This is a genomic window from Rhizomicrobium sp., from assembly GCA_037200045.1.
GTDB lineage: Bacteria > Pseudomonadota > Alphaproteobacteria > Micropepsales > Micropepsaceae > Rhizomicrobium.
In genome coordinates this window covers 2,286,228-2,309,111 of sequence record JBBCHM010000001.1, presented here as the reverse complement: position 1 = coordinate 2,309,111, position 22,884 = coordinate 2,286,228, and the positions used below count along the sequence as shown (strand labels likewise).

General features: G+C 59.6%; 26 protein-coding genes and 1 tRNA gene. 8 read left to right on the top strand and 19 right to left on the bottom strand.

Annotated elements, in window-relative coordinates:
* The first annotated feature begins 75 nt into the window (after window positions 1-75).
* The gene (locus WDM86_11135) at window positions 76-1,683 is read left to right on the top strand and encodes a carbamoyltransferase C-terminal domain-containing protein (protein ID MEI9990582.1); all 1,608 of its coding nucleotides are present in this window, start codon (window positions 76-78) and stop codon (window positions 1,681-1,683) included.
* Window positions 1,684-1,782: 99 nt separating this feature from the next.
* On the opposite strand, the gene WDM86_11130 is transcribed toward WDM86_11135, so the two are convergent.
* The 12 genes from WDM86_11130 to WDM86_11075 all read right to left on the bottom strand — a co-directional run bounded on the left by WDM86_11130 (window position 1,783) and on the right by WDM86_11075 (window position 12,752).
* Entirely contained in the window at window positions 1,783-2,376 is a 594-nt protein-coding gene (locus WDM86_11130; GenBank protein MEI9990581.1) for a site-specific integrase, read from the bottom strand.
* A gap of 134 nt (window positions 2,377-2,510) precedes the next feature.
* On the bottom strand, window positions 2,511-3,227 hold the full coding sequence (locus WDM86_11125; GenBank protein MEI9990580.1) for an ATP-binding cassette domain-containing protein: 717 nt from the start codon (window positions 3,225-3,227) through the stop codon (window positions 2,511-2,513).
* A complete protein-coding gene (locus WDM86_11120; GenBank protein ID MEI9990579.1) occupies window positions 3,227-3,982 on the bottom strand; it encodes an ATP-binding cassette domain-containing protein in 756 nt (251 codons plus the stop codon). Before WDM86_11120 ends, WDM86_11125 begins: the two co-directional genes overlap by 1 nt.
* Window positions 3,975-4,865, bottom strand: coding sequence for a branched-chain amino acid ABC transporter permease (locus tag WDM86_11115; GenBank protein ID MEI9990578.1), 891 nt, complete (start codon window positions 4,863-4,865; stop codon window positions 3,975-3,977). The genes WDM86_11120 and WDM86_11115 overlap by 8 nt, the downstream gene beginning before the upstream one ends.
* Entirely contained in the window at window positions 4,865-5,710 is an 846-nt protein-coding gene (locus WDM86_11110; GenBank protein MEI9990577.1) for a hypothetical protein, read from the bottom strand. The genes WDM86_11115 and WDM86_11110 overlap by 1 nt, the downstream gene beginning before the upstream one ends.
* A 3-nt stretch (window positions 5,711-5,713) precedes the next feature.
* Window positions 5,714-6,856 carry an ABC transporter substrate-binding protein gene (locus WDM86_11105; GenBank protein ID MEI9990576.1) on the bottom strand — a complete coding sequence of 381 codons (1,143 nt, stop codon included), beginning with the start codon at window positions 6,854-6,856 and terminating at the stop codon, window positions 5,714-5,716.
* A gap of 32 nt (window positions 6,857-6,888) precedes the next feature.
* Window positions 6,889-7,698: a radical SAM protein gene (locus WDM86_11100; protein MEI9990575.1), complete on the bottom strand. Its 810-nt coding sequence runs from the start codon at window positions 7,696-7,698 to the stop codon at window positions 6,889-6,891.
* A gap of 25 nt (window positions 7,699-7,723) precedes the next feature.
* Entirely contained in the window at window positions 7,724-8,653 is a 930-nt protein-coding gene (locus WDM86_11095; GenBank protein MEI9990574.1) for a hypothetical protein, read from the bottom strand.
* Window positions 8,654-8,792: 139 nt separating this feature from the next.
* Entirely contained in the window at window positions 8,793-8,942 is a 150-nt protein-coding gene (locus tag WDM86_11090) for a hypothetical protein (GenBank protein ID MEI9990573.1), read from the bottom strand.
* A gap of 126 nt (window positions 8,943-9,068) precedes the next feature.
* The gene (locus tag WDM86_11085; GenBank protein MEI9990572.1) at window positions 9,069-11,135 is read right to left on the bottom strand and encodes a hypothetical protein; all 2,067 of its coding nucleotides are present in this window, start codon (window positions 11,133-11,135) and stop codon (window positions 9,069-9,071) included.
* Window positions 11,135-11,839, bottom strand: coding sequence for a hypothetical protein (locus WDM86_11080; GenBank protein MEI9990571.1), 705 nt, complete (start codon window positions 11,837-11,839; stop codon window positions 11,135-11,137). Before WDM86_11080 ends, WDM86_11085 begins: the two co-directional genes overlap by 1 nt.
* A 283-nt stretch (window positions 11,840-12,122) precedes the next feature.
* Window positions 12,123-12,752, bottom strand: coding sequence for a DNA cytosine methyltransferase (locus WDM86_11075; GenBank protein MEI9990570.1), 630 nt, complete (start codon window positions 12,750-12,752; stop codon window positions 12,123-12,125).
* 259 nt (window positions 12,753-13,011) lie between these two features.
* Between WDM86_11075 and WDM86_11070 the strand changes: the two genes are divergently transcribed.
* The 4 genes from WDM86_11070 to WDM86_11055 all read left to right on the top strand — a co-directional run bounded on the left by WDM86_11070 (window position 13,012) and on the right by WDM86_11055 (window position 16,014).
* Window positions 13,012-13,890 (top strand): replication-relaxation family protein, encoded by an 879-nt coding sequence (locus WDM86_11070; GenBank protein MEI9990569.1) that lies wholly within the window; start codon window positions 13,012-13,014, stop codon window positions 13,888-13,890.
* A 454-nt stretch (window positions 13,891-14,344) separates the two neighbouring features.
* A complete protein-coding gene (locus tag WDM86_11065; protein MEI9990568.1) occupies window positions 14,345-14,797 on the top strand; it encodes a hypothetical protein in 453 nt (150 codons plus the stop codon).
* A complete protein-coding gene (locus WDM86_11060) occupies window positions 14,746-15,753 on the top strand; it encodes a site-specific integrase (GenBank protein MEI9990567.1) in 1,008 nt (335 codons plus the stop codon). The genes WDM86_11065 and WDM86_11060 overlap by 52 nt, the downstream gene beginning before the upstream one ends.
* A gap of 78 nt (window positions 15,754-15,831) precedes the next feature.
* The gene (locus tag WDM86_11055; GenBank protein ID MEI9990566.1) at window positions 15,832-16,014 is read left to right on the top strand and encodes a hypothetical protein; all 183 of its coding nucleotides are present in this window, start codon (window positions 15,832-15,834) and stop codon (window positions 16,012-16,014) included.
* A gap of 54 nt (window positions 16,015-16,068) precedes the next feature.
* Here the strand turns inward: WDM86_11055 and WDM86_11050 are convergent, their stop codons facing one another.
* The 6 genes from WDM86_11050 to WDM86_11025 form a co-directional block, all read right to left on the bottom strand.
* Complete coding sequence (locus WDM86_11050) at window positions 16,069-16,494, bottom strand: helix-turn-helix transcriptional regulator (GenBank protein ID MEI9990565.1); 426 nt, start codon at window positions 16,492-16,494, stop codon at window positions 16,069-16,071.
* 123 nt (window positions 16,495-16,617) lie between these two features.
* Entirely contained in the window at window positions 16,618-16,815 is a 198-nt protein-coding gene (locus tag WDM86_11045; GenBank protein MEI9990564.1) for a hypothetical protein, read from the bottom strand.
* A 13-nt stretch (window positions 16,816-16,828) separates the two neighbouring features.
* On the bottom strand, window positions 16,829-17,944 hold the full coding sequence (locus tag WDM86_11040) for a DUF2235 domain-containing protein (protein ID MEI9990563.1): 1,116 nt from the start codon (window positions 17,942-17,944) through the stop codon (window positions 16,829-16,831).
* Window positions 17,945-17,947: 3 nt separating this feature from the next.
* The gene (locus WDM86_11035; protein ID MEI9990562.1) at window positions 17,948-19,141 is read right to left on the bottom strand and encodes a deoxyribonuclease II family protein; all 1,194 of its coding nucleotides are present in this window, start codon (window positions 19,139-19,141) and stop codon (window positions 17,948-17,950) included.
* Between the two features lie 278 nt (window positions 19,142-19,419).
* A complete protein-coding gene (locus tag WDM86_11030) occupies window positions 19,420-19,626 on the bottom strand; it encodes a hypothetical protein (GenBank protein ID MEI9990561.1) in 207 nt (68 codons plus the stop codon).
* A gap of 9 nt (window positions 19,627-19,635) precedes the next feature.
* A complete protein-coding gene (locus WDM86_11025; protein MEI9990560.1) occupies window positions 19,636-20,814 on the bottom strand; it encodes a GNAT family N-acetyltransferase in 1,179 nt (392 codons plus the stop codon).
* A gap of 44 nt (window positions 20,815-20,858) precedes the next feature.
* Here WDM86_11025 and WDM86_11020 point away from each other — a divergent pair, with 44 nt between their 5' ends.
* From WDM86_11020 to WDM86_11010, 3 genes are all read left to right on the top strand, one after another.
* Window positions 20,859-21,899 (top strand): LysR family transcriptional regulator, encoded by a 1,041-nt coding sequence (locus tag WDM86_11020; GenBank protein MEI9990559.1) that lies wholly within the window; start codon window positions 20,859-20,861, stop codon window positions 21,897-21,899.
* 154 nt (window positions 21,900-22,053) lie between these two features.
* Entirely contained in the window at window positions 22,054-22,335 is a 282-nt protein-coding gene (locus WDM86_11015; GenBank protein MEI9990558.1) for a hypothetical protein, read from the top strand.
* 61 nt (window positions 22,336-22,396) lie between these two features.
* Entirely contained in the window at window positions 22,397-22,609 is a 213-nt protein-coding gene (locus tag WDM86_11010) for a hypothetical protein (GenBank protein ID MEI9990557.1), read from the top strand.
* Window positions 22,610-22,651: 42 nt separating this feature from the next.
* Here WDM86_11010 and WDM86_11005 read toward each other — a convergent pair.
* Window positions 22,652-22,727 (bottom strand) — tRNA-Thr (locus tag WDM86_11005).
* Window positions 22,728-22,884 lie beyond the last annotated feature (157 nt).

The following is a 22,884-nucleotide window of genomic DNA, read 5'->3' as shown; positions in this document are numbered from 1 at the left end:
TTGCTCTATGCAGCAAGGACCGAAGCACCAGATTGCCACCACACTTCTCTTAGGACAGGCGGAGTCGCTAGTAACTTGAAGATTCTCTCTTACAACCCCGGCCACGATGGCGCTATCGTGTTCCTGCAAGATGGCCATTTGGTGGTCTCGATCGAGGCCGAAAAGAACTCAAATTATCGGTACTCGCCGATATCCGGTCGTGACGTATTCGGTATGCTCGGCGAACTGGATGACCTACCCGATGTCATTTGCACAGGCGGTTGGTGGCCGCGCGACGACTATGAGTACTCATATGGAGATGCTCACGTCGGTTATCGTGGCCTCTCGAAGGGGGGCGTTATGGCTGGCCAGCAGCGCCTCTTTGGGAAGCCAGTCCGCTATTTTTCGTCCTCCCACGAGCGATCTCACTTGCTTTGCGCGTTCGGTATGTCAAACCTGCCGAAAGGGACGCCTTGCTACGCGTTGATATGGGAAGGTGCTATTGGCGCGTTCTACGAGATCGATTCCGAGTTGAATATCACACTGCTTGCCGATGTCCTGAACGAGCCCGGAAATCGCTACACCTCAATTTATGGCTTAGCAGACCCAACCTTTCCGAAGGATGCGCCTTTCTCGCGCTTCTCGGACGCTGGAAAGCTCATGGCCTTGGCTTCGTTTTCAAACCGACGCACACCCAATGCGGAAGAGAAGAAGTTGATGGACTTTCTGTTGGTTTCTCCGCATGTCCGACTTAGTATGTACGACGACTTAAAGGATGCGCCCTACTACAATGTAGGCGTTGATGACCCTGAATTTCGTAATTTCGCAGGGATTTTCAGCGATAAGATCTTCGATATTTTTTTTCGATTCGCGAAAGCGAACATGCAAAAGAGAATGCCGTTGATCATCGCGGGCGGCTGTGGCCTGAATTGCGATTGGAATACCAAATGGATGGAGACGGGCTTTTTCCCCGACGTCTTCGTACCTCCTGTTGCCAATGATTCGGGTTCGGCTATCGGGACAGCGATTGACGCCCAATTCCACTTTACAGGAAATCCAAAAATTGAGTGGAGCGTTTATGCAGGCCTTCAGTTTGATATGGGCGGCTCATTTGAATCGGATCAATATGATATATGTGAAGCAAATGCCGAGTTAATCGCTGACATGCTAGCCAACGATCTAATTCTTGGTTGGGTGAGCGGCCGATATGAAATAGGCCCACGCGCTCTTGGTAATCGCTCGATTCTTGCTGCGCCATTTCAAGAAAGCACTAGGGTACGACTTAATGAGATTAAACAGCGCGAGCAATTTCGCCCGATTGCTCCTGTTTGTTTGGAGGAGGAAGCGATGCGATGGTTTGGATGCAATCAAGCAAGCCCGTTTATGCTCTTCACGCACCGCGCAAGAACTGAGGCGCTTGCCGCAGTTACCCATGTGAATGGAACTGCTCGCATTCAGACAGTGTCATCGGTGACCAACGCAAAATTGTATGACCTACTTGTTGCGTTCAAGGCTCGCACTGGTTTCGGCGTCTTATGTAATACCTCTCTAAATTTCAACGGCAGAGGTTTCATAAACAAGATCAGTGACCTCTCGGCGTATGCAATGAAGCACAAACTAGATGGCTTTGTGGCTGAAGGCCGAGCCTACTTTTTGAAAGCATCGCAGAGGTACCAAGCATATCTGGGGCACCAAGTTCGCTGACTTTGGTGCCGCGAGGATGGAATTTCAGCGGGCTGCTGCGATAGCTCCCTGAGCGTCTAGCGCGATCTCGACAATGCTCCTGGCCCACCAATTTACGCACTAAAGAAGCTTCCCAATACGTTTCCAAGTTTTGCGAGCGACCGCCCGCTCCTCCCGCCCTATTAGCGTGGTATAAATCGCCGTCGTCTCAAGCTTCGCGTGGCCCAGCCATTTCTGCACCATAGGAAGTGGCACGTTCATGCACGCCTCAGCGCCGAACGCATGTCGCAACGACTTGGGCTTAGACACGAACTCGGGATGCGCCGCGCGTCGCATAACGAACTTAATGCGCCGCCAAGCAGTCGTCCGGCTAAACTTCCAAAGCCGCTCGCCGGCCTTAGCGGGATCAAGCTGGGCCGCTCGGTAGTGGTGGACGCAGTCGAGGAAGGTAAGGAGTTTGCGCGGCACGGGTACAGCGCGGATGACGAAAGCCCGGCGCTTCAAGGTACGCACGTTGATGGCGCAGTTGGCGTCATCGATACGCTCGGGCGTAATCTCCAGCCCTTCCGAGATGCGCGTACCGCAGAAGACCATCACAGCACAAAAGCTCGCAGTTTCGCCGCCCACGTTAAGCGCGGACTGGAGGAACGCCCTGCGCTCCATCGGCACGAGGTACTTCCGGCGTCCGCGCTCATCATACAGTGAATAAGCCATGCGGAGATCTTCTCCGCCACTGGGGAATACTAGTCGAATGAATGCGGTTGACTTCCTTACCGCCTTTGAAACAAAATCAGCCATATTGTTTCAGCAGTATACCAGCACTTGTGAAACTCGTAGTGCGGCTGGCCCTACATGACGATCGATTGGAGCAGACGCTCGTCAGCCAGCAGAGCGGCAGGATCTCCAGACAATACGATTTCGCCTTGTCGCAGGACATAAGCACGGGACGCAATGGCAAGCGTCTCTTCTATTCTGTGCTCGGCAATCAATATTGTGGCTCCGATCTCCTTAGCCCGACCGAGAAGGTTGGTTAGTACCTGGCTTCGCGCCTGAGGAGATAAACCAACGGTCGGCTCATCGAGTAGGAGCAGACGCGGATTGGACAAAAGCGCCCTCGCAATAGCGACTTGTTGGATTTGCCCGCCCGATAATTTGCCAGCGTATCTGCTTTCGGCTTCATTCAACACAACAAAATGTCGAGCAAGGTCGCGGTACCGGTCTTTGAATGCCTGCCTGTCGAGACCGACAGCGTCGGCGTACACGAGCAAATTGTCTCTCACTGTCATGCTAGGAAATAGCTTCTGCGATTGGGGCAGAAAGGATACCCCGAGCTTCGCAAGGGCATGGGGGCTTGCAGTCCATGTGCCAAAGCCGAGAGCAATCCGCCCAGCGGCGATCCGCGTCGCACCAATGATGCTTCGGAGCAGCGTAGACTTTCCCGCGCCATTATGTCCAAAAAGCGCAACTATCTCCGAAGCCTCAGCATGGAGGCTAATATTCTTAAGGACGGGCCGAGGTCCAAGCCACACATCGAGGTCAGTTACCGATAGGGCGTTTGTGCTCATCATACGGGCCGAAAATATAGGTCGCGAACGATCGGGCTCGCGATGACCTCTTGAGGATTGCCGTCGGCAACCAACTCTCCGCGATCCAATACAAGCAGCCTGTCGGCCACCGAACAGATGGCCTCGAAGTCATGCTCCACCCAAATGACGATCGATTGCTCAGTACGGAGTTGCTGGATAGCAGAGATCATGCGTGGTCGCGTTTTAGGATCGACTCCAGCCAACGGTTCGTCCAAGAGCGATACTACCGGCCGAGCGGCAAGCGCCTGAGCGAGAAGAATTCGCTTTCGCATGCCATACGACAGCTCCACCACGGGTCGGCTTCTTTCCTCTCCAACGCCTAATCTGTCGAGGATGCTCCTGAGCAGAATGTTCCGTTCCAGAGCGATTTTCTCATTCCGCGACGGTGCAAATATCGTTGTCCACACTCCTTCGTTCAGACTTGGTTGAAGCGACGCCACAACGTTCTCTTCTCCGGTCATGCTCTCGAACAAGCGAGCGTCTTGGAATGATCTAAAGATACCTAGCTGGGCTAAACGATCTCTCGGCTTCCCCGTCAGTTTTTGCCCAAACCGCACAACACCCGTTTTGGGCTTAACATGACCTGAAATCGTGTTGAGCAACGTAGTCTTGCCGGACCCGTTCGGCCCGATGAGACCGACGATCGAGCCGGGAGCAATTTCGAACGAGACATTTCGCAGGACCGCAAGTCCCATGAATTCGACGCTGATTTGAGCGCAAACGAGCTCATCCATTGCGCGTGCCTAGGGCCAGCCGAGAGCCGCCAGTCGCTTTTGGAAGCATGCGAAAGGCGGCAAAGATCAAAACTGCCCCCAATAGCATCTGTCTGATATTCGCCGCCTGGGCAGATGGCAGACCGATATACCGAAAAGCCTCAGGGAGGAGCGTCATGGCAAAACCACCAAATACCGGGCCCCAGAAAGTTCCGGCGCCTCCCAGTATCACCACCGCAAGCAGGATTGTGCTTTCCAATGTCGAAAATGATGCTGGGTTGATGTAGCCGACGTAGCTTGCCTGGCACATTCCAGCGGCCGCCGCGATAAGCGCCGAGAGCGTCCACAAAGATATACGGACTTTCCGGGTGTCGCGCCCAAAATTCTGCGCGAGGTCCTCGTCGTCTCGAAACATGTGGAGAAGAAAGCCGAACGGCCTTCGAGTAGTGCGGAACACCAACATAAGGACGACTATCAGAAGTGCGATGGCCACAGGCAGGAAGCTGATGGGCGTATCGAGAGCGATGGCACCGATTGAAATTGGCGGAATGTTGCCGATTCCCAGCGGACCATCTGTAAGACTTTGCCAATTCATCAGCAGCGTCCAAAACGCAATCTGAAGTGCAAACGTCGCAATTGCGAACTCGTCGTTTTTCAAGCGAGCCGTTCCGATCGCCGCGATAACGGCGACGAGAACTGCAAATAGAATTCCAGCAGGAACAGCCAGAAAATATCCCAACTGCGTGGCGGGCACCAATATTGCTATAGAATATGCACCAATTGCATAGAAAGTCATTTGGCCCAGAGATACCAGCCGACCGTATCCTGCCATGAAATTGAGCGACGCCGCCAGCATCGAGAGTATGCATGCTTCGACGACCAAGTGAAAAAGATAGGCGTCCATTATCTCTGCCTCAGTCTGGCGTGGATCGTGAGCATAACGGCGACCGCCGTGTAGATCGCAAAGTCTCGCCACTGCTGACCAAGAGCGACCGCAGTTATCTCTGCGATACTCGCAACGATCGCACTTCCCACAACAACGCCAAATATGTTCTTGGTGCCAAAGGCGAGGACCGCTGCCAATCCGGGCAAGAGATAGACGAACGCTGTAGTGGGCCGCACTCCTATGTCGGCGGCCAGGAGCAGACCGACCAAACCCATCAATCCGGCCCCGCCGACTACAACCAGCAGTGTCGGCAATTCCCCTGCGAGCCCGATATCAGCGGCCAGCGCTGGGTTATCTGCAAAAGCCCGTACTGTGCGGCCGGCTTTGCTGAACTTCAGAAAGCTCCAAACTATCAGGATTGAGCTCACCGCCAAAATAATCTCGGTGAGCTGAGCATTCGATAAGACTCCCCCGTTCGCGACGACTGAGCCCGAAAACATAACGTCGTTTGATCTCACCAGCTCGTCGCCGAATGCCATTGCGACGATATTCACCCCTAAAATATAGACTCCGAAGGCGCAGAGCGTCAGGCCGAGAGCCGCCGACCTCAAATTCACCAACGTCCTGAACAGACTTAGATAGATCAGACCACCGCAAGTCGCGGCGGCAACCACCGCAACAGCGATTGCGATCCATTCGGGCCACAGCGCATTGCTGCCCTCTAAGAAAGCATATGCGCCGACAAGGAAGACGACACCGAGCGAAAGATCAAAAAAACGAAACAACCGATATTGAAAAAAGAACGGAATTGAGACCAACAGCACAACGGCGAAGTAGGAAACCGCATTCAGGAGGGATTGCACCGCCTAGTGCTCCAAGTTGGTGAACTTTCCGCCCTTAATGATCCGAAGCCGTACGGGCTTTATCACGTCGCCGTTCGCATCGAACGTTATGTCGCCGGTCACACCGTGAAGCGTACCAAAATCGTCAAGCCCGCCTTTAATCGCAGCGCCGGTTAGTGGGCCGTGTATGCGTGAGGATACTTTGCAAAGCACCGCCACAGCGTCATATACCTGAGCTTCAACCCATCCTGGCGTTTGATGGTACCTGGTGCGGAACTCGCTTACGAAAGCCGCAACATGCGGGTCTGTGGACGTCGCATCGAAACCCGTCGCTAAAGGATATACGATCCCTTCGGCTGCAGGACCAGCTTGAGCCAGGAATTGAGGATCTTCGATTGCGGTAGCGCCGAGGATCGGCATCTTGAGTCCGAGAGCCCGAGCTTGCCGGACGATGGCCGCGCTGTCGGCATAGTAGCCGGCAACATAAAGAACATCCGGATTGCCGTTTGCTAAGCTGGTCAGAGCAGACCGAAAATCTTGATCGGTCTGAAGGTACGACTGGGCCGACACAACTTTTCGGCCACCAGTTGCAAACACTTTGGTGAAGATGTTTTGAATGGCGGTGCCGTAGTCATTATTCATGTATAGAATGGCGGCGCGCGCATAACCATGCGATACCGCGTAGTTCGCGATGGCTTTGCCCTCTTCGAGGTCGCTGGGCCAAATTCTATATACGTAAGGGCCCGCCTGCGTAATCGCGGGCGCAGAGGCAGTGGGAGCAAGCAGTACCGTTTGAGACCTGTTGGCGACCGGCGCCGCAGCCAACGTCACTGAACTCACAATATCGCCGACGACAGCAGGTGTGTGATCGCTCGCGATGAGCTTTTGAAAGGAGGCTAGACCAGTCTCCGGTAGCGCAGCTGAATCTTCATAGACCGCGCTCATTCTTCTTTCGCACTCCATAGTGCGATTGAAGTCGCTGATGGCCAAATCGACGCCTCGACGCCCCTTGGCACCGTAGGAGGCTGCGTCGCCTGTAAATGGAAAGAGGACGCCAACTTTGAAGTCAGACGAGTCATTTTGTGTCGGTTGAAATTCAAGCAAATAGATCGCGACGGCAACAAGACCGAGAACAATGAATGCAGCAAGCGTGCCATATCTCGTCATAATCGCCTCCATGTTGCGAGATTGAATGGTCGCTAGGCTGCCAGTAATTCCTGGACCGATCCGATCTGCGCCCGAGTGCCTTTGGTTTCGAAAACACTTCCGCGAAAGCGCCCGTTAGGAAGGACCGTGAGGACACCCGCCAAAGCCGCGTTTCTATCGTGAAGCGGCGACGTCGGCACATACATGAATCGATCTGACGTCAGGATTCCTGGATAAAGCGACCTCAGCTTGTCCAACTCATTCTCAAGTTTATCGATCGGAACGGCCTTTAGACCTGAAGCCATTCCGCGGCCGATCGGCTGCAAGGCGCGGACAATGAGTTTCAAGTTGTTGCGCGCACAGAATTTCGTGAGCGGCAGAAGGTCTTCGAGATTCTCCTGTGACAGGGTTAAGCTAACTTCACAGGGAATCTGCGCTCTACGCAACGCGCGGATCGCGGAGATAGCATCGTTCCACGCATCCTTCAGACCACGGCGCAAATTGTGTTTCAATGACCTTGCGCTATCCAAGCTGATTTGCACGACAGACAAGGCCGACCATGTGTCGGGGTCTTGCTTAATCGCATCTGGAATTCTGAACCCATTGCTTAGTACGCTTGTTTGGAGTCCTAACCGCTGCGCCTCCTTTAAGAACTGCGAAATGTCTCGCTTCATCAAAGGTTCGCCACCAGTGAAGTGCACGCTTTGGAGGCCAAAGCCACAAAATGCCTCAGCCACCTGGCGCCACGTTTGAAGATTCAGGACGCTATGGGGCGACTTCGGACCGGACTCATTGAAACAGTATACGCATCGTTGATTGCATTGAGACGTGAGCTCCAGGTTAAGATGCAAAATCTCGCTCATACCATTTTCTCCTGAGGGCTCGATTTCAGGTTCCAAAAAGCCGTTGGCAAACTTGATCAACCTTTTGCGCGACGCTAGCGAAGCGCACGAGAAAGCCGATAATGCTAACAACGACGAATAGTTGAAAGACTACGAGACCACCAAGTTTAAGGACACGTTCGACGCCCTTGTTCTCTCGTATGACCGTTAGGTAACGATGCCACAATGAACCGATATACTGAAGCGGGAACGTAATAATATGTCGCAGCCAGCCGCCGGTGCGGTTGGCGATATCCCGAGGATTATCCGAGTACCAGCTGCCTTCTCCCCCCAAAAGCTGTGACAGGAGCATGTAATAGTGACGCCTGCCATCTGCGTGCGGATGATCGCCATCGGACAGCGCAAAAAAGGAAACATCTCGAATATCTTCTGCGCCGCCCTGACGGGACGCAGCAAACGAACTGCTAATGCAATACGTCTGAGCCGCATCGTCAGCCACGAACGCAACACTCAGCTTCTTAAAATGATGAGGAATGACTTTTGCGATCAAATCGGTCGATGAGTAGTAGAGCTTGCCGCTTGCATTACATGCCGTTTCGAATTGGATGACGCGTTCGCGCACATCGCTACGATTTTTGAGCCCGGCATCCAAACGCCGTATAGGTCGCCCGCTCTTGATGGCGTCGCAGATATTTGCATAGCGCCGTGCCTGACGGGGATTTGAGAAAATTGCGACTCGGATTTTCTTCCGAGATATCTGATCTCGGAAAAATCGATCTTGAGGCGTAAGAGGCCAACCACCTCGTTGGGGGACGTTTAGCGGTGAACCGTAAAGCGTCCATATTAGGATGTGCGTAGCAGGCTCTGACGTAACTTTGGAAATCTGCCTATAAGTCTCAAAGTTGCATGCTGTTGTGAGACCGGACTGGTCGGCAATTCTTTGCCACCAGACGTTTTTCATCGCATCGATCAGCATGCTGCCCCCCAGCAGAACTGAAACCTGACTTGGCGAAAATCACTCGAAATCTTTATGCATTGCAAGGTTATATTTGGTCTAGAAAGACAAATACTATCAAAATTGCACCCACCATCAAGGCGGGTGCAAAATGCTGCTGCTAATGCGCGGCTCGAATCTGAGCGGCTCCGCAGGAGCGGTTCAGATGCGCGATCTCGAAGCTGTCGTGCAGATTGATGCCGGAGCTGATCAGCAGAGCGACGGTGACTAACGCTAGTACACCGTTGGTGGACAGTCGGGCAAAAAACATTATGGCCTCCTGAGTGTGGGGAGCGCCTGATCATTCCGGCGCTCCGATCCACTCACAAAGCAATTACACAGTACACGGACTGTATAATATGGCAAGTATCAACGCGACGCAGCTATAGGCAAGGCCTTACCACTCGTCAGAAGCCTTGGTCGGATCAAAAGCGGCCTGATGGCTCTCATCTGAATCCGATTCCTCAAGTTGGCTTTGGGAGGGCTTGTTGGCCATCTTATTGGTAAGTTCGGGCATGCAAAGCATCAGTCGATTTTGCTGTCTAAGTAACTCGTACGCAGCAGTCGTCATGGTGGGATGGGCCTCAAGAATTCCCAGCCGCACCTGCACCGAAACCGCATTTGGAGTCGCACCGCGAAAGTACGCGGCGAAGTGGAGCCGCGGCTGGGCGAGGATGAAATCGGCAGTGGTGCGCATATCGGGGGCGAGCGCACGGGCGTCGCTCGTCGAGACGCCGGCGGCCAACTTGATGGAAGTATTAGCGGCGAGCGAGGCGCGAAGCGATGAGGTCGCCTGGTCGAGGAACTGGTGCGCGAAGACGCAGCCGCACTTGTACTTGCGCGCTTCGGTGAGGAAGTCGTCGATGTTGCTGTCGAAGTACGCGGCGGCTTCGTCAACGATGAGGAAGGTGGGCTTGCGGCGGTGCTCGGATACGGCAGCGCGTTCGAGGACCGCTTGGAGCACGAGCGAGATCATGATGCGGCCGAAGTGCCCGCTCGCGCCCTTGAGGAAGTCCTTGGCGGTGTCCACGAGGATGATGCCGCCCTTGTTGAGCGTCTCGAAGATATCGAGCTTGGTCTCGGGCGCGGTGAAGAGCCGTGCGAGGGTCGGATTTTCAAGGATGGCATTGAGGCGGTATCTGATCTGCTCCTTGGTCTGCTGGAAGGTCTTTGATTTGAAGTCCCGCTCGAAGAACTGCCGCTGGATGGGCGGCAGCTTCGCTATGGCCTTCTCATAGGGGGCGGCGTCGTCCATGAGGGAGAGCATGTCGAGGATGGTGGCGGTACGGCCGAGGGTCTCGGGCAAGGCGAGCATGAGCCGCGCGACGAACCGGAAGAACACGCCCTGCTTGGCGGTGAGGTCCGCCCCGAGGAGGCCCGCGAACAGATAATCGAACGTTTGGATGACGCCCGCCACGACCTGCTCCTTGGCGGCTTCGTCATACTCGGCAAGCCGCGCCTGGTTCACGTCGAAGATGTTGATGGCGGGCGGATGCTCTATGTCCTTGGGAGTGATGAGGACGAAGCGATCCGCAAGGGGGCCGGTATCGGGATCGAAGAGGTCGAGGCGCGAGAGCTTGCTGATGAGGTCGCCCTGGCTGTCCACGATCACGAGGGACGGCGGATCGTCCGAATGGAGGTCGTTGAGGATGAGGTTCTGGAGAAGGGTCGTCTTGCCCGCGCCCGAGCCGCCGAGGACGTGCATATGGCTGAAGCGGTCCTCCATTTCGAAGCGGAGCGGGACGGGCGCGAGAAAGAGGTCCAGGAAGGGCGTCCCGCCAAAATACGCCCGCGCCGTCTCCTCGGGCGAGAGGTCGGCGTCGTGCGCGGTGATGAACCGCTTGTTCGGCTTCTGCGGATCGACAATGCCCGAGGCTTCGCAGGTATTCAGATAGATGCGCTGGGAAATCTCCGCGAACAGCCCGACGCTCTGATACTGGTCGTCCCCGAGCTCGTTGATGACCTTCTGCATATAGAGCTTCGGCTCCCGGAGCGTCGTGATGAGCGGGACCGAGAAGGGGGACGCGAGGGCGGCGCGGGGAAGCTCCTCGGCAAGCATCTGCAGGCCGATCCCGAGGAAATACACGACGCGGACAACGAGCTCCTGCTCGTGGGCGTGGAAATACTCCTTAGCTCGGAGGAAGCGCCGGAAGTCCGTGGCCTCTTTGAGGGTGAGGTGGCGGAAGTCCGGCGCGGGCAGCTCGAATATCGGGGTTTCGAGCTTGAGGATGGCATCGAGGGCGCGGTCGAAGGCGGGCAGGACCGAGGCGGACGCCAGATGCTCGTACTTGCGCCGCACGAGGCCGGCGATGAGCTCGCGGCCGTCCTCGCCCGTGAATACCGAATCGGCGTGCATCTTCGAGACGCGGGCATACAAGGCCGCGATGTCCGCCGTGTCCCGCGCCCGCTCGTCCGTGAAGCGGCGCAGGAACGGGGTGAAGACGGACGGGGTGAAGTCGTCCATCAGAGGATGCGGTACAGGACGTAGAGGACGAGGATGCCGGCGGCGACGGACAGGACGCGGACCTTGGCGGGGCCGAGCACCCACCCGCGCTCGGCGCACCAGCCGATCGCGCGCTCCTCGAAGCGGGTCCAGGCAGCGCCGATGCCGAGGGGGTCGGACACGTCAGAGCTGTCGTAGGCGTCGGCCTGCGCCTTGGCAGGAGGCGGGAGCGCGAGGATCGGGGCGGCATTAAGGGCCACGCTCACGCGCTCCTCTCCCTTCTCGTACTCTATGACGACCTCCGCCCCGTTGAAGGTGGACGCCACCTCGAAATACCGCGTCACGTTCTTGCACGCGCTCCGCAGCTCGTCCTCGGCTTCAAGGAGCTCTTCGAGGTCCTTGCACTCGATATGGTGCCCGCGTCCGAGGCTCGCCACGGTGATGTTCAGTTGGAGCTTGGCGAGCGCGAGCGAGCCGAAACCGCGCGCGATACCGCTCACCTCGGTCCAGCCGCCTGCGCCCCTGGTGGTCTCGACGCGCGCGCGGGCATTGTCCGCGTGCTTCCTGGCGGCGCGGCTCGCGTACACGAGCTGGCCGCCGAGGCGGTATCGCTGGACATCGGCGGCTTCCTGGGCGGAGTAATCCGCCCGCACGTCGAGGCAGAAGAAGACGGTACTGCTCGCAAGGCCGCCCACGCGCTGCGAGCGCTGTATCTTGAGCTGCATGATGTTCCCCCCAAGTGAACGGTATTCGGGCGATGAGCACGGCCGCATCCCCCTCTTTGAGGGGGAGAAGAGGGGGCGAAGGCCCTGAAGTCTGGAATGAGGTGGGCTCAGAGGATGGCACAAGAGACTGTCCGCACAGTGATATTCCGCCACCAGCAAAGATGCGGAGGGGGATGCGGTATCGCCCTTTGTATCCCCAGGCGTATCGCCTCGCGCATCGCTCAAAATAAAGGGCGGAGCGTCGCCGCTCCGCCCTGTGCCGGCGAAAGCCGAGGCTAGCTGTTCATGCGGGCCGCTCGTACCGCGCCGCGAGCTGCGCCAGGATGTCCTCGAACAGCCCGGCGGGGATGCGGGACCGCTCCCGGGCGTTCTTCATCCCTTGCGTGCCCATGCGCCGCTCGCCCCTTCTCGCTGCCTCATGGCAGGGGGCGCCGGCGGCGCATATGGGCCTCGGCCGCCACCAGTGCGCGTTCGTCCAGATGTCGGTCGGCTTCTGGACGGTCGCGCCGTACTGGCAGTACGAGACGGTCTGCCGCCGGTAGCCCCGCATGAACGGCATGTGGCGGAGCATCCCGCGCGGGTTCTCGATGAACCACCAGTCCGGGTTCACCGCGCGGATGAGCGCGAGCGTCTTCCGGACGACCTTCTGCGCCTCGATGACGCGCGGATGCTTCGGCGTCCGGTCCCGGTTCCAGTTGAACCGCAGCGCGGCCACGCTGAACGCCTGGCACGGCGGCGACGCCCACAGGATCACCGGATGCCGCGGCAGGAACGACGCCCGCACCTTCTTGATATCCGCGATAAGGTCCGGCGAGAACGAGGGCTCGATATCGAGGGTGAACGTCGCGTGCCCGTGATTCTTCGCGACGTTGCTGAACGATTTCGTGCCGCAGAACAATTCGATGGTTTGCATGCTGTCCTCCTTGGTTGAGGACAGGCGAGCTATAGGTCCGCGAGGGGGCTGTATCCGTCCGGCATGAGGAGCGATGTGCGGTCGCGCGTTCGTCCGCACCGCGATGAGCAACCATCACAAATTGTTTCGAGCGCGATGAAATCCGATTGCGCGTCGCGTCTCATGGGACATCGCATCAGCTCATAGGCGAACATGCTTTCACGTTTTGCGCGGTGTCGCGCGAGGCTATCAAGGCGCGATGCAGCACCGCCGCTCACGCATGAAGCGCACCCGCACCGGCAAGCGCATCGAGCTCACCGAGCGGGACATCGCGATCTTCCGGCTCCTCAGCCAGTACCGCTATCTCCGCTCGACGTACATTCATGCATTCGTCGGCGGCGCGTCCGAGACGCGGTTCAAGGAACGTCTCGGCGACCTCTTCCACGAGGGATACCTGGACCGGCCGCCCCAGCAGTGGGAGTTCGCCGACGCGCGGCATGTGCCGGCCGTCCATGAGCTTGGCGAGCGCGGACGGCGCGCACTCAACGAATGCGCCGGATGCGAGGACGACGCCCGTACATACCTTGCGAACCACGCGCACCGACAGTTCCAGCACGGTCTTATGATCTGCGAGTGCCTCGCCTCCATCGAGCTTGCCACGCGAAACCGTACCGGCCCGCGGTTCATCCCGTGGGGCGAGATACTCGCGAAGGCTCCGGCTGAGATGCAGGCGGCGGCCGTGCCGTTCAAGCTCACGATGCCCGGCGGCGCGATGATCCCGGACGCGATCTTCGGCCTCGAATATCAGGTGGACGGACGGAAGACATATCGCTTCTTCGCGCTCGAAGCTGATCGCGGGACGATGCCGGTCTCCCGCGCGGGCACAGGCCAGACTTCCTATCTCGCCAAGCTCGCCCTCTACCGCCAAGCCATCGAAGGCGGGCATCCCAAGCGGTACTGGAACGTCCCGAACCTGCTCGTCCTCACCATCACGACGGACCCTGCCCGCCTCGCGGACATCCTCGCCAAGCTCGACGGCGAGCATCCCCTGTTTCTGTTCAAGGCGGCGTCGCAGCGCGGCCTTGCCGTACCGATGGCGGGATTGCTTGCCGAGCCTTGGGGGCGCGCGGGCCTTCCGCCCTTCCGCATCGACGCCTGAGACGCCACATGCGAGGAAGGCAAATCACCCTTCCTCGCACGCTCCCTCTACGTGGAGGGCGTGGTTCTATCGCGTTCTGCCACGCGTGACGCGATCCAATCCTCTATCTCCTGCTCCAGCCACCCGACCCGTCCTTGGCCGAGCCGTATCCGCTTAGGGAACGACCCCGCCGCCTCAAGGCGGGCGATATGAGCCGGGGAATACAGAACCTTCTCTCGCACTTGCTTCTTCGATAAGAGCCTCATCGCGGGTCTCCCGTTAGGGAGGCTCGCGAGCCTCAAGGTTGAGCCTTCAGGCGAGCGCTAGTTTGGCCCAACCTAACCGAAGGTGGCAATGACTGAGGGTTACGCGCACGACGACCCGCGCCGACGGCTAAGACTGCGGCGCCCGGTCAAGTGTCGGCAGCTTCGAGCAATTTTGGGTGTTCTAATCCTTCATAGGGAGGGTTTCTTTGATGACCTGGACACGCCTCACGCGCCCCGATTTGAGCGTTCGAATCGTTCGCCGGAAACTGGCAAAGCGCGACGAACCGTACTGGTCCCTTCTCTGCTATGGGCGTCACCTCGGATATCTCCGCCGCAGCAAACGGACGACGTACTGGGTCGCCCGAGCGCGGAGCCGCGACGGCAAATACCGACAACTGCGCCTGGGCCGCACCGACGATCAACGAATAGCGGACGGGGAAATATATCTCTCATATGAGCAGGCTGCGCGGAAGGCGGCGGACTGGTTCCGCGCCTGTGACGAGACGTTCGGTCTGAGCGACGCGCTTCCAATCGGTATCAAGGAAGAGCTCGACTATGTCCCGGTCGGCAGCACGTACACCGTGGGCCATGCGCTCAACGAATATCTCGAATGGAAGCGCATCGCCGCCGCCAAGAGTTACTTCCAGACGCTCGTGGGCTGATCAACTTTCACCTGCTGCCGCGGCTGGGCACGCTGGCCGCCGACGAGTTCAACGGCGAACGCCTGCGGGCCTTCGCGCTCGATGTGTTGGAAACGCCGCCCAAGCGCGGCAACCAGGAGCTTCAGCCTCGGCGCTCCATCGCGGACGAAGATGCGCTGCGCAAGCGCAAGGGCACCGTCAACACGCTCATAGGTAGACTGCGCGTCGCGCTCCGGATGGCTTGGGAGAACGGCAAGATCGACAACGACCGGAGTTGGCGTGTCTTGCGGCGCCTTCCCAATGTCGTATGCCCGCGCATTCTGCACCTGAACCGGGCCGAATGCCGCGCCCTGCTGAAGGAATGCCGCAGCGACTTGCAGCAGCTCGTCCTCGCCGCGCTCTATACCGGCTGCCGGGCTACGGAATTGTTGCGGATACAAGCCTGCCATGTCGGCCGCGACGGTTATGGCGTGTACATCACCCCCGTGAAGCGGTACCGGCCGCGTTTTGTGTTCCTGCCGGACGAGGGCATGGCGTTCTTCCTCGCGCTCGCCAAGGATAGGCGGCCCGACGACTTCCTGCTCGTACGGAGCGACGGCTCACCCTGGTACTCGCTCCACCGCCACATGTTCAAAGCCGCCGTGCGTGCAGCCGATCTGCCCGGAGCATTCACCTTTCATGGCCTGCGCCACACCTACGCCAGCCAGCTCATACAGGCCGGGACACCTCTGCCCGTCGTGGCCGAGCAATTGGGCCACAGCAACACCGATACGGTGAGCCGCACCTATGGCCACCTCTCGCCGCAGATACGGGAATCCGAAGTGCGACAAAGATTTACTACGGTCAGCCACACGTTCGGCAAGCTGGCCGCCCAGAAGCGGCGTGCCATGGCGCGCTGGCGAGGCAGCTTGCACGGATCGGACTGGCGCACCTACGCTACCATCACGGACCTGCGGAGCCGCAAAGCCACGACATGACGTGGGAAAGGCCCGGCCACGACGAGCTTCCCTACCGACCGGTACGGGCCACACGGCGGCGGCAGAACCCGACCGGCCGTGACGATCATGGTGGGCGATGCCTTGAGCCAACTCGAAAGCGACCGATCCGAAGGGCCGGGCGGTGGCGATCATCCGCAATTCTTCCGTCCGACGGCGATGATTGGACGACGGCATGGCGAGATCGCACGATCCGGCGCAGGCTGCGGCAATCCGGCGGAAGCCGCTGGGCAGCCGTTATGATCACGCCCGCCGAAACGCTGCGGCGCGCAGACTACGGCGCTTCGTGCTTTTTCCTTACCCCTCGTCCAGATCAGACGCGTCTGTCTCGCTTTTGGCCATCTCGTCGACCAGATTGACCAAGCTCCGTCGTATGCGCGGGTCGTGAATCCGGGCAAAAGCGCGCATCAGCTTGATGCTCAACCGCGATGTGCGCTCATCCAATACTGCCGAATCGTCGCGCTCGAACGCGGCGTCCTGTGGAAGGTCTAAATCGGCAAAGAAATATTCCGCCGATGTCTTGAGGACGAACGCCAGCCGATATAAGCGGCTGGCGACCAGCCGATTGCTGCCGTTCTCGTACTTCTGCAATTGCTGGAACGTTATCCCAAGCTCCTTCGCGACCGCCTCCTGCGAAAGGTTCAAGATGACGCGGCGCAACTTGATGCGGCGCCCTATCGCCTCGTCGATAGCGCGATCCGCCCGGTCTTTGAGTTTCGGCATCGGCACAGCGCCCACGCATCATTAACGCAATCACTTTAAGCAACGATCACATGTGGAACAATTGTCAGACATGGTCTTCCGGGTTCGCGCGCGATCTCGATGCGTCGGAGGAACTGCCACCCGTCAGTGGAGAGTGTCCCCGCCGGGACGGGTCTTTTGAAGGTCATTGATCGCCAAGACCACACGCTTCCATACGTGGAAGCCGTCAACGTCTCCTCCATCGAGGAGCGCGTCCGCCCGCAGCGCCGCCGTCGTGGCAGCGTCCTCTTGGAATTGACGGATCATTTCGGCGGCAGTGCGCCAAATATCGATGTCTTCCACCAGACGGTCTATTTCATGCCTGCGACGCAAAGGGAACGTGGGGCTCGCGTATGGCGTCGCTCGGTATGAATTGCGCGTAGCCCGGGCCGCGAAGATAGGCCGATTCGTGCACGCGCGATCCACTCGGGATCGTTCGACGCCGAAAGAGGTTCATCCGACGCCCCATTTTCCCGGTCTTAAAATCGTAGTGCGGCTTCGGGACGAATTCCGCAAGGCGCCACCAACCGACAAGGGCGTCATGGACTTTCTGCTCCACGTTGGCCTTCACATACGGCGAACCCGATACCTCACCGAGAGCCCATAGTACCTTTTGCGTATCGACAAGCAGTCCGGCGTCGCGCGCCTCGATAAGCATCCATTCGAGCGCGAACTGCGACAGGCCGCATTCCTCGATCGGGTATCCGCCGCCGACATCGCTGTGATTTCCGGCAAACCAGACCTGCTTTACATCCTGCGGACCGCTCGGTCCCGCTGCCGCCGGCCGCCAGAGGTTATCGCGGAAGAACGCGCGCCGTTCGTCGATGGATACCGCGTGGCGGCCGACCGCGATCTCAGGGCTGTTGGCGGTGTACGGGAGCTTCATGGGGTCGTTGAACCAGCCGACCGAACTCACCGTATCCCAGACGCCCACGAAGTGGACCGGACATGGCCGCGAGAACGTCTCCCGAAAGCCTTTCGCCAGGCCCAGCGGACCCTCGCGGTTCGTTTGCGTCTTGCCGAGCTCGACGATCATCCGCACGGCATAGGGCACGAGCGGCTCGTTGCCTTTGCGCAGCAAGCCATAGAGATAGAGGACCGCCGAAAGGCACCGCGCCGTGTACGCGCCACGGCTGAACCCGAAAAGATAGACGTGATCGCCGTCCTCGTAAGTCTGCATCAGGAAGCAGTAGGCGTCGCGGATGTCGTTCTCGATGCCGCGTCCGAACGCGAGCCCGGCCATGCGCGTCCAATCGTTATCGAATTTTGTGAGTGCGCCGGGCGGCCCCATTGTTCCAAGCCCGGGGTGATAGAAGGTCACTTGGCGCGCCGGATCGTTGACGAGCGTCGCGTACAGCCGGACGACATTCGTCTGGGCATAGTTGTATTCGTTCGATGTCCCGTCGCAGCAGACGACGATGTTCTTGCCCATGGCTCAGTTCTTCGGCTTCGGCGGATGGGTCGGCGCGGTACTGCCGGCGATCAGGCTCGCGACGCTGGCAGACAGCGTCTCGTCGTCAATGACGTAGAAGAGCCCGCCGCGCCCGTTCTGGCTGCTCTTGCACTTTGCCGGGTCGCTGACCGTGCCCTGCTGGTTCATGTCGCCGAAGATCGCATAGTGCGCGTCGCCAGAGGTCGATACGCCGATCTTGGCGTGATTGTGGTCGCCGCTCGCGCCGCCCGTGAGGATGAATTTCGTGCCGTCCCAGGAGCCGCTGGTGGCAATTGCCACCGCGCCGGGCTTCGGAAGCGTGCTGCTCCAGCAGACGATGCGCGTGGATGCCGTCGTCGAATAGATTTGCGGATTGGCCCACCAGGTCGCCGTGCGCAGGGCCACGCTGCCGAGCTCCGCCGATACGAGCTGCCAGGGCGGGACGTTCATGTTCGACGGCTTGGAGATCAGCACGACGCCGGAGGACAGCGTCGCTTTGATGACCGTCGTGGCCTTCGATTTCTTGCCGAGCGTCGCGACGAGCGCCGTGATGTCCGACGGCCCGCCGCTGTTGACGATCTGCGCCTCGCTCACGTGGGTCACGACGCTCGCGTTGGCGAGCGCCTGGAGCACCTTGACCACGTCGTCATGCGTGAGCTTGAGGGCGAAGAAATGCTGGCTCACCAGCACGTTGTCGTCGGTCACGCAGCCGAGCGTATTGCCGTCATTCCGACGCGGATGCGCGGCGCTGCCGGCCGCCGGCCAGGATGGCGTCGTCACCTGTAGGACGAGGCCGTCGCCGTCGTCGTTCCAGGCAAGCATGCCCTTGGAATGGCCCCAGGGCGAGCCGCAGGACTTGGTGCATCCGGGGATCTCTGGATCGTCGTAGAACTGGTCGTTCCAGACGACATAGTGGTAGCTGCCGTTGTAGATCTCGTCGAAGGTCGCGCCGAGCGGGTCGTTCACGCTGTCGCCGGCGCAGCCTGTACCTTTCTGAAGCGTGTGGTCGGCACTGCTCGCGTAGACGAATTGCTGCCCGAAATGGGCGTAGTCCTGCACCGTCCCGCCGAAGAGGCAGACGCGCTCCGCATCGCCGCCGCATCCGGGGAAAGCGGCCGAGTTCAGCTTGAACATGAACAGCCAATCGACAGGCTCGCCGGCCTTGAGCAGCGGGCTCGGCGCCGTATCGGCCGCCATTGCCAAGGAAAGCGGCAGCAATAGAAGGAGCGCTGCTCCAACGGCAATGAGCCGAATGGAGAGTTTCGATTTTGCGAAAAGTGCTCGAAGCGACATGGAGTGTCCCTCGCGGGGCTCAGCCGTGCGACGAACGCCGCGCCGGAAATCCTCGATGCCCGCCCCGAGCGGCACCGTCCGGCTCACGCCTTGCAACCGTCAGGCGAGCATGGCCTGATTCGCCCCTCCATGGAACCGGTCGAGACCTGTTCGCATAGGGTGTCGTTGTGTGCCGCTCTGCGTCAGGGAGCGTTCCGCGTCAGGGCTTTATTCCCCATCTGCGCATAGGCGGCGGGCTGAATGGCGCCGAACGCTTTTGACAGCAAGGCGCGTATCTCGTCCAAGTCGGCCTCCGTGATGGCGACATTCTCGTCCCGCTTGCGCTGCGCGAGATCGAACAGCCGCGAATCCACGACGAGAAGATGCGCGAAACAAATGAGCTCGGACATGGCTTGCCGCTACGCGGGGTTGGTCGCCGGCCGGGCGGCCGACAGATCGAGGATGCCGGGGCGGTCCCACGCCCCTTCTGGGCGGATGATGACGTAGGGGTCCGTCTGCAACGAAATCGGGTTCTCGTGGGCGTCGAAATCCGCCTCGATCTCGACATAGGCATGATCGGCGAACACGAGGCGCGTCTCGCGCTCGCGGGGCCGGAAGCCGAACTTCGCGTAGAACGGGACGAGCCGGGTCTGAGCGTGCCCGTAGAGCTTGGTGTACCCCTTGCGGCGACAGATATCGATGGCCCGGTTCACGATCTCGTATTTGATCTTCGTGCGCCGGAAGCGCGCGAGCACGGCGAGGCGTTCGAGCTTCGCAAAGGACGAGAAATAGCGGATGCGAAGCACGGCGACCGGCTCGTTGTCGACGAACCCCAGAAGGTGCGACGCAGAGAAGTCGTTGCCGTCGAATTCCTCGCGATACGGGCTGAACTGCTCCGCGCCGAACACCGCGCCCCGCACGTAGGCTTCCATGTGCAGATGCTCGGTGTTCGAGGCGACGATCACGTCGTGCCGGGGCTCCGGCCCGCCGGCCTGCGCCTCGCCGTCGTTCGCGCGTCGCGCCGGCAGCATGACGAGCGCGTTGCGGTCGCCCGCCCGCGCGTCGACGGGCACGAACCCGCGCCGCCGCGCCGCCTGAATCCCTTTCTCGGTCATGCTGACGGTGAAGAACGGCACGTCGGCATAAGATGCGAGCGCCAGCGTGACAAGCGGCTGTGTAACGCGCGCGAGCCCATGCGCGATTGCCGTCCACACGTACATCGCGGCCGGCCGCGTGCCTGCCTCGGCGATGAGTTCGAGCGGCGGATCGCGGCGCACCAGCGTGTCGGCGTGCAAGGCGTCCAGTCCCGCGTCCGTGAGCGGCAGGAAGCCGTAGCAGCCGACAATCTCCACCGGCGCGGCGGGCTCGCTGCGGCGTTCGATTACCCACAGCGCGTCGGGATTGCGGGCTTGGACATCGCGCATCGCGCGCTCCGGTCCCACGAGGGGGGATATCTCCGAAACATTGAGCTGGTGCAAGAGCGGCATATCCGCCGGAAGCGCCGGCCGGAGCCAGGCCTTCCCGCCCTTGGGATGGTCCACGGCAAAAGCTTCGCCGTGGCGCCCATGCGTGGCCGCAGGGAACGCGTTGTTTTTCATAGAAAACTCCGATGCGAGGGGCTTTGCCCGGGCACAATCTCTAGTTGCTGGCCCTCACGTTGCCATCGGATTACAGCGGTTCGGAAGCCGGGAACCGGGAAATGGCCTATTCCAAAAGTGATGATCCTCCGGGAGAGCGTTGGGGCGATCTGCCGTACTTCATCGCGGTCGCCCGCGAGGGCTCGATCAAGCGAGCGGCGGCCGCGCTCGGCGTCACCCAGTCGGCGGTCAGCAAGCGGATCGACAGCTTGGAGAAATGGCTCGGCGGGCGCGCCTTTGATCGGTCCGCACGGGGAACCGCCATCACCTACCAGGGCGAGCGCATGCTGCATCATGTGCTCGCCGCGCAAAAATCCATCGGCCTCGCGCGACAGGATGCCAGGGAAGCGGAAACGCGGGTCGAGGGCGATTGCCGGATTCTCGCGTCGGACGGAATTGCCAATTTCTGGATGGCGCAGTTCCTACCGCGCTTCTTCGACCGCTATCCCCACATCGAACTGAAGATCATCCTCGACCATGACCTGGCCGCGTCGCGCCAGGACGTGTTCGATCTGCGCGTGCACTACTATGACCCACAGAGCGCCGGCCACATCACGCGGACGCTCGCATCCGTCCATTTCATGCTGTTCGCGTCACGTGGCTATCTGAAGGCGTACGGAACGCCGCAGACGCGGGACGAACTCGCATCTCATCGCGCGCTTGATCTTTCGATCTACCTGACGCGGGCCGCGACCTGGGCATCCTGGTTCGGCGAGGACATTGTCAAGCGCGTCTCGCTGTTCACGAACCAGAGCGCTTTTCTTTCAAGCTGCGTTCGAGAAGGCGCAGGGATCGGCCTCATGCCGACCTATATGGTCCTGCGGGACCCGGAATTCGTCGCCTTGCCGCTCGACATGAACCTGCCAAGCAAGCTCTACATCTCCTACAGCCGAGAGGACCTCCTCAAGCCAGCGGTGAAGTCCACGCTCCAATTCATCCGCGAATCGATGTTCAACGTGCAGAAGATGCCCTGGTTTGGCGAAGAGTTTACGGCGCCGAACCCGCATTGGGCGGTCATTCATCAATCATGGATGGAACAGCTCTAGTTCCAATCGAGAAAAGTGCCGCCGCCGACGATATCGGATACACGAGCTCCGCCGATCCATATGAGAATTGGCGCGCGATAACCGAAATGGGTATCTCTGGAAACTTCGAATAGAGCTACAGTGCTATCCGTCATCGCTATCTGAGAGGTCGCGCGTGCGCGCCTACCTTCGATACCTCGCTATCATCTTGGCGATTGTTGCGCAAAGCACGCCCGCGCTCGCTCTTTCGGACGCTGAAATCAAGCAGGCGATTATTCGCGAATCGATTGCCGCCTATCCCGGCCCCTGCGCCTGTCCCTACAATGTCATGCGAAACGGCAGGCAGTGCGGCGGGCGCAGCGCCTATAGCCGTCCCGGCGACTATGCGCCCTTGTGCTACGACCGCGACGTAGCGCCCGAAATGCTCCGGCAATATCGCATGAGCCACGGTCCATAGTTGCTCTGAAATAAGGCAGATAGCTCTCGCTGTTCCGCACTCGTTGCAGGCAAAGCACGGCTTGGCAAACGCCGTGGATGGCGGCGGCGTGCTGCTGCTACGCCGAACCGTGCGCGAGCCGGTCGAGCCGGCGCTGGATGGCCGCTGGCTTCACCACGTGAAGGTCGCCGAAGCGAAAGCATTTGGTCGGCTCGATGGTGCGAGAAGCACGCTGGCGCGCGAGTGCGGGGCCGCCGCGCGGGACCAATCGACTCAGCCCCCAATCGGCCCTTGAGACAATACGGAGACAAAGGCATCCTGCACTTGGCTTAAGTGCTGGTGCCGCCTGCGTGACTCGAACACGCGACCCCATCATTACGAATGATGTGCTCTACCGGCTGAGCTAAGGCGGCTTTCCGTGGCGCGCCCGAAGGCTGCCCGAAGAGGCGCGGAAAATACGCATGTCGCCCCAAGACTGCAACAAAGGATTTCCCCTTGGGAAGCCTCGATTTTTGCCGTTGCCGGACGCCCAAGCGGGGGCCATTCTGCCCGCCAACCACAATAAGAAGC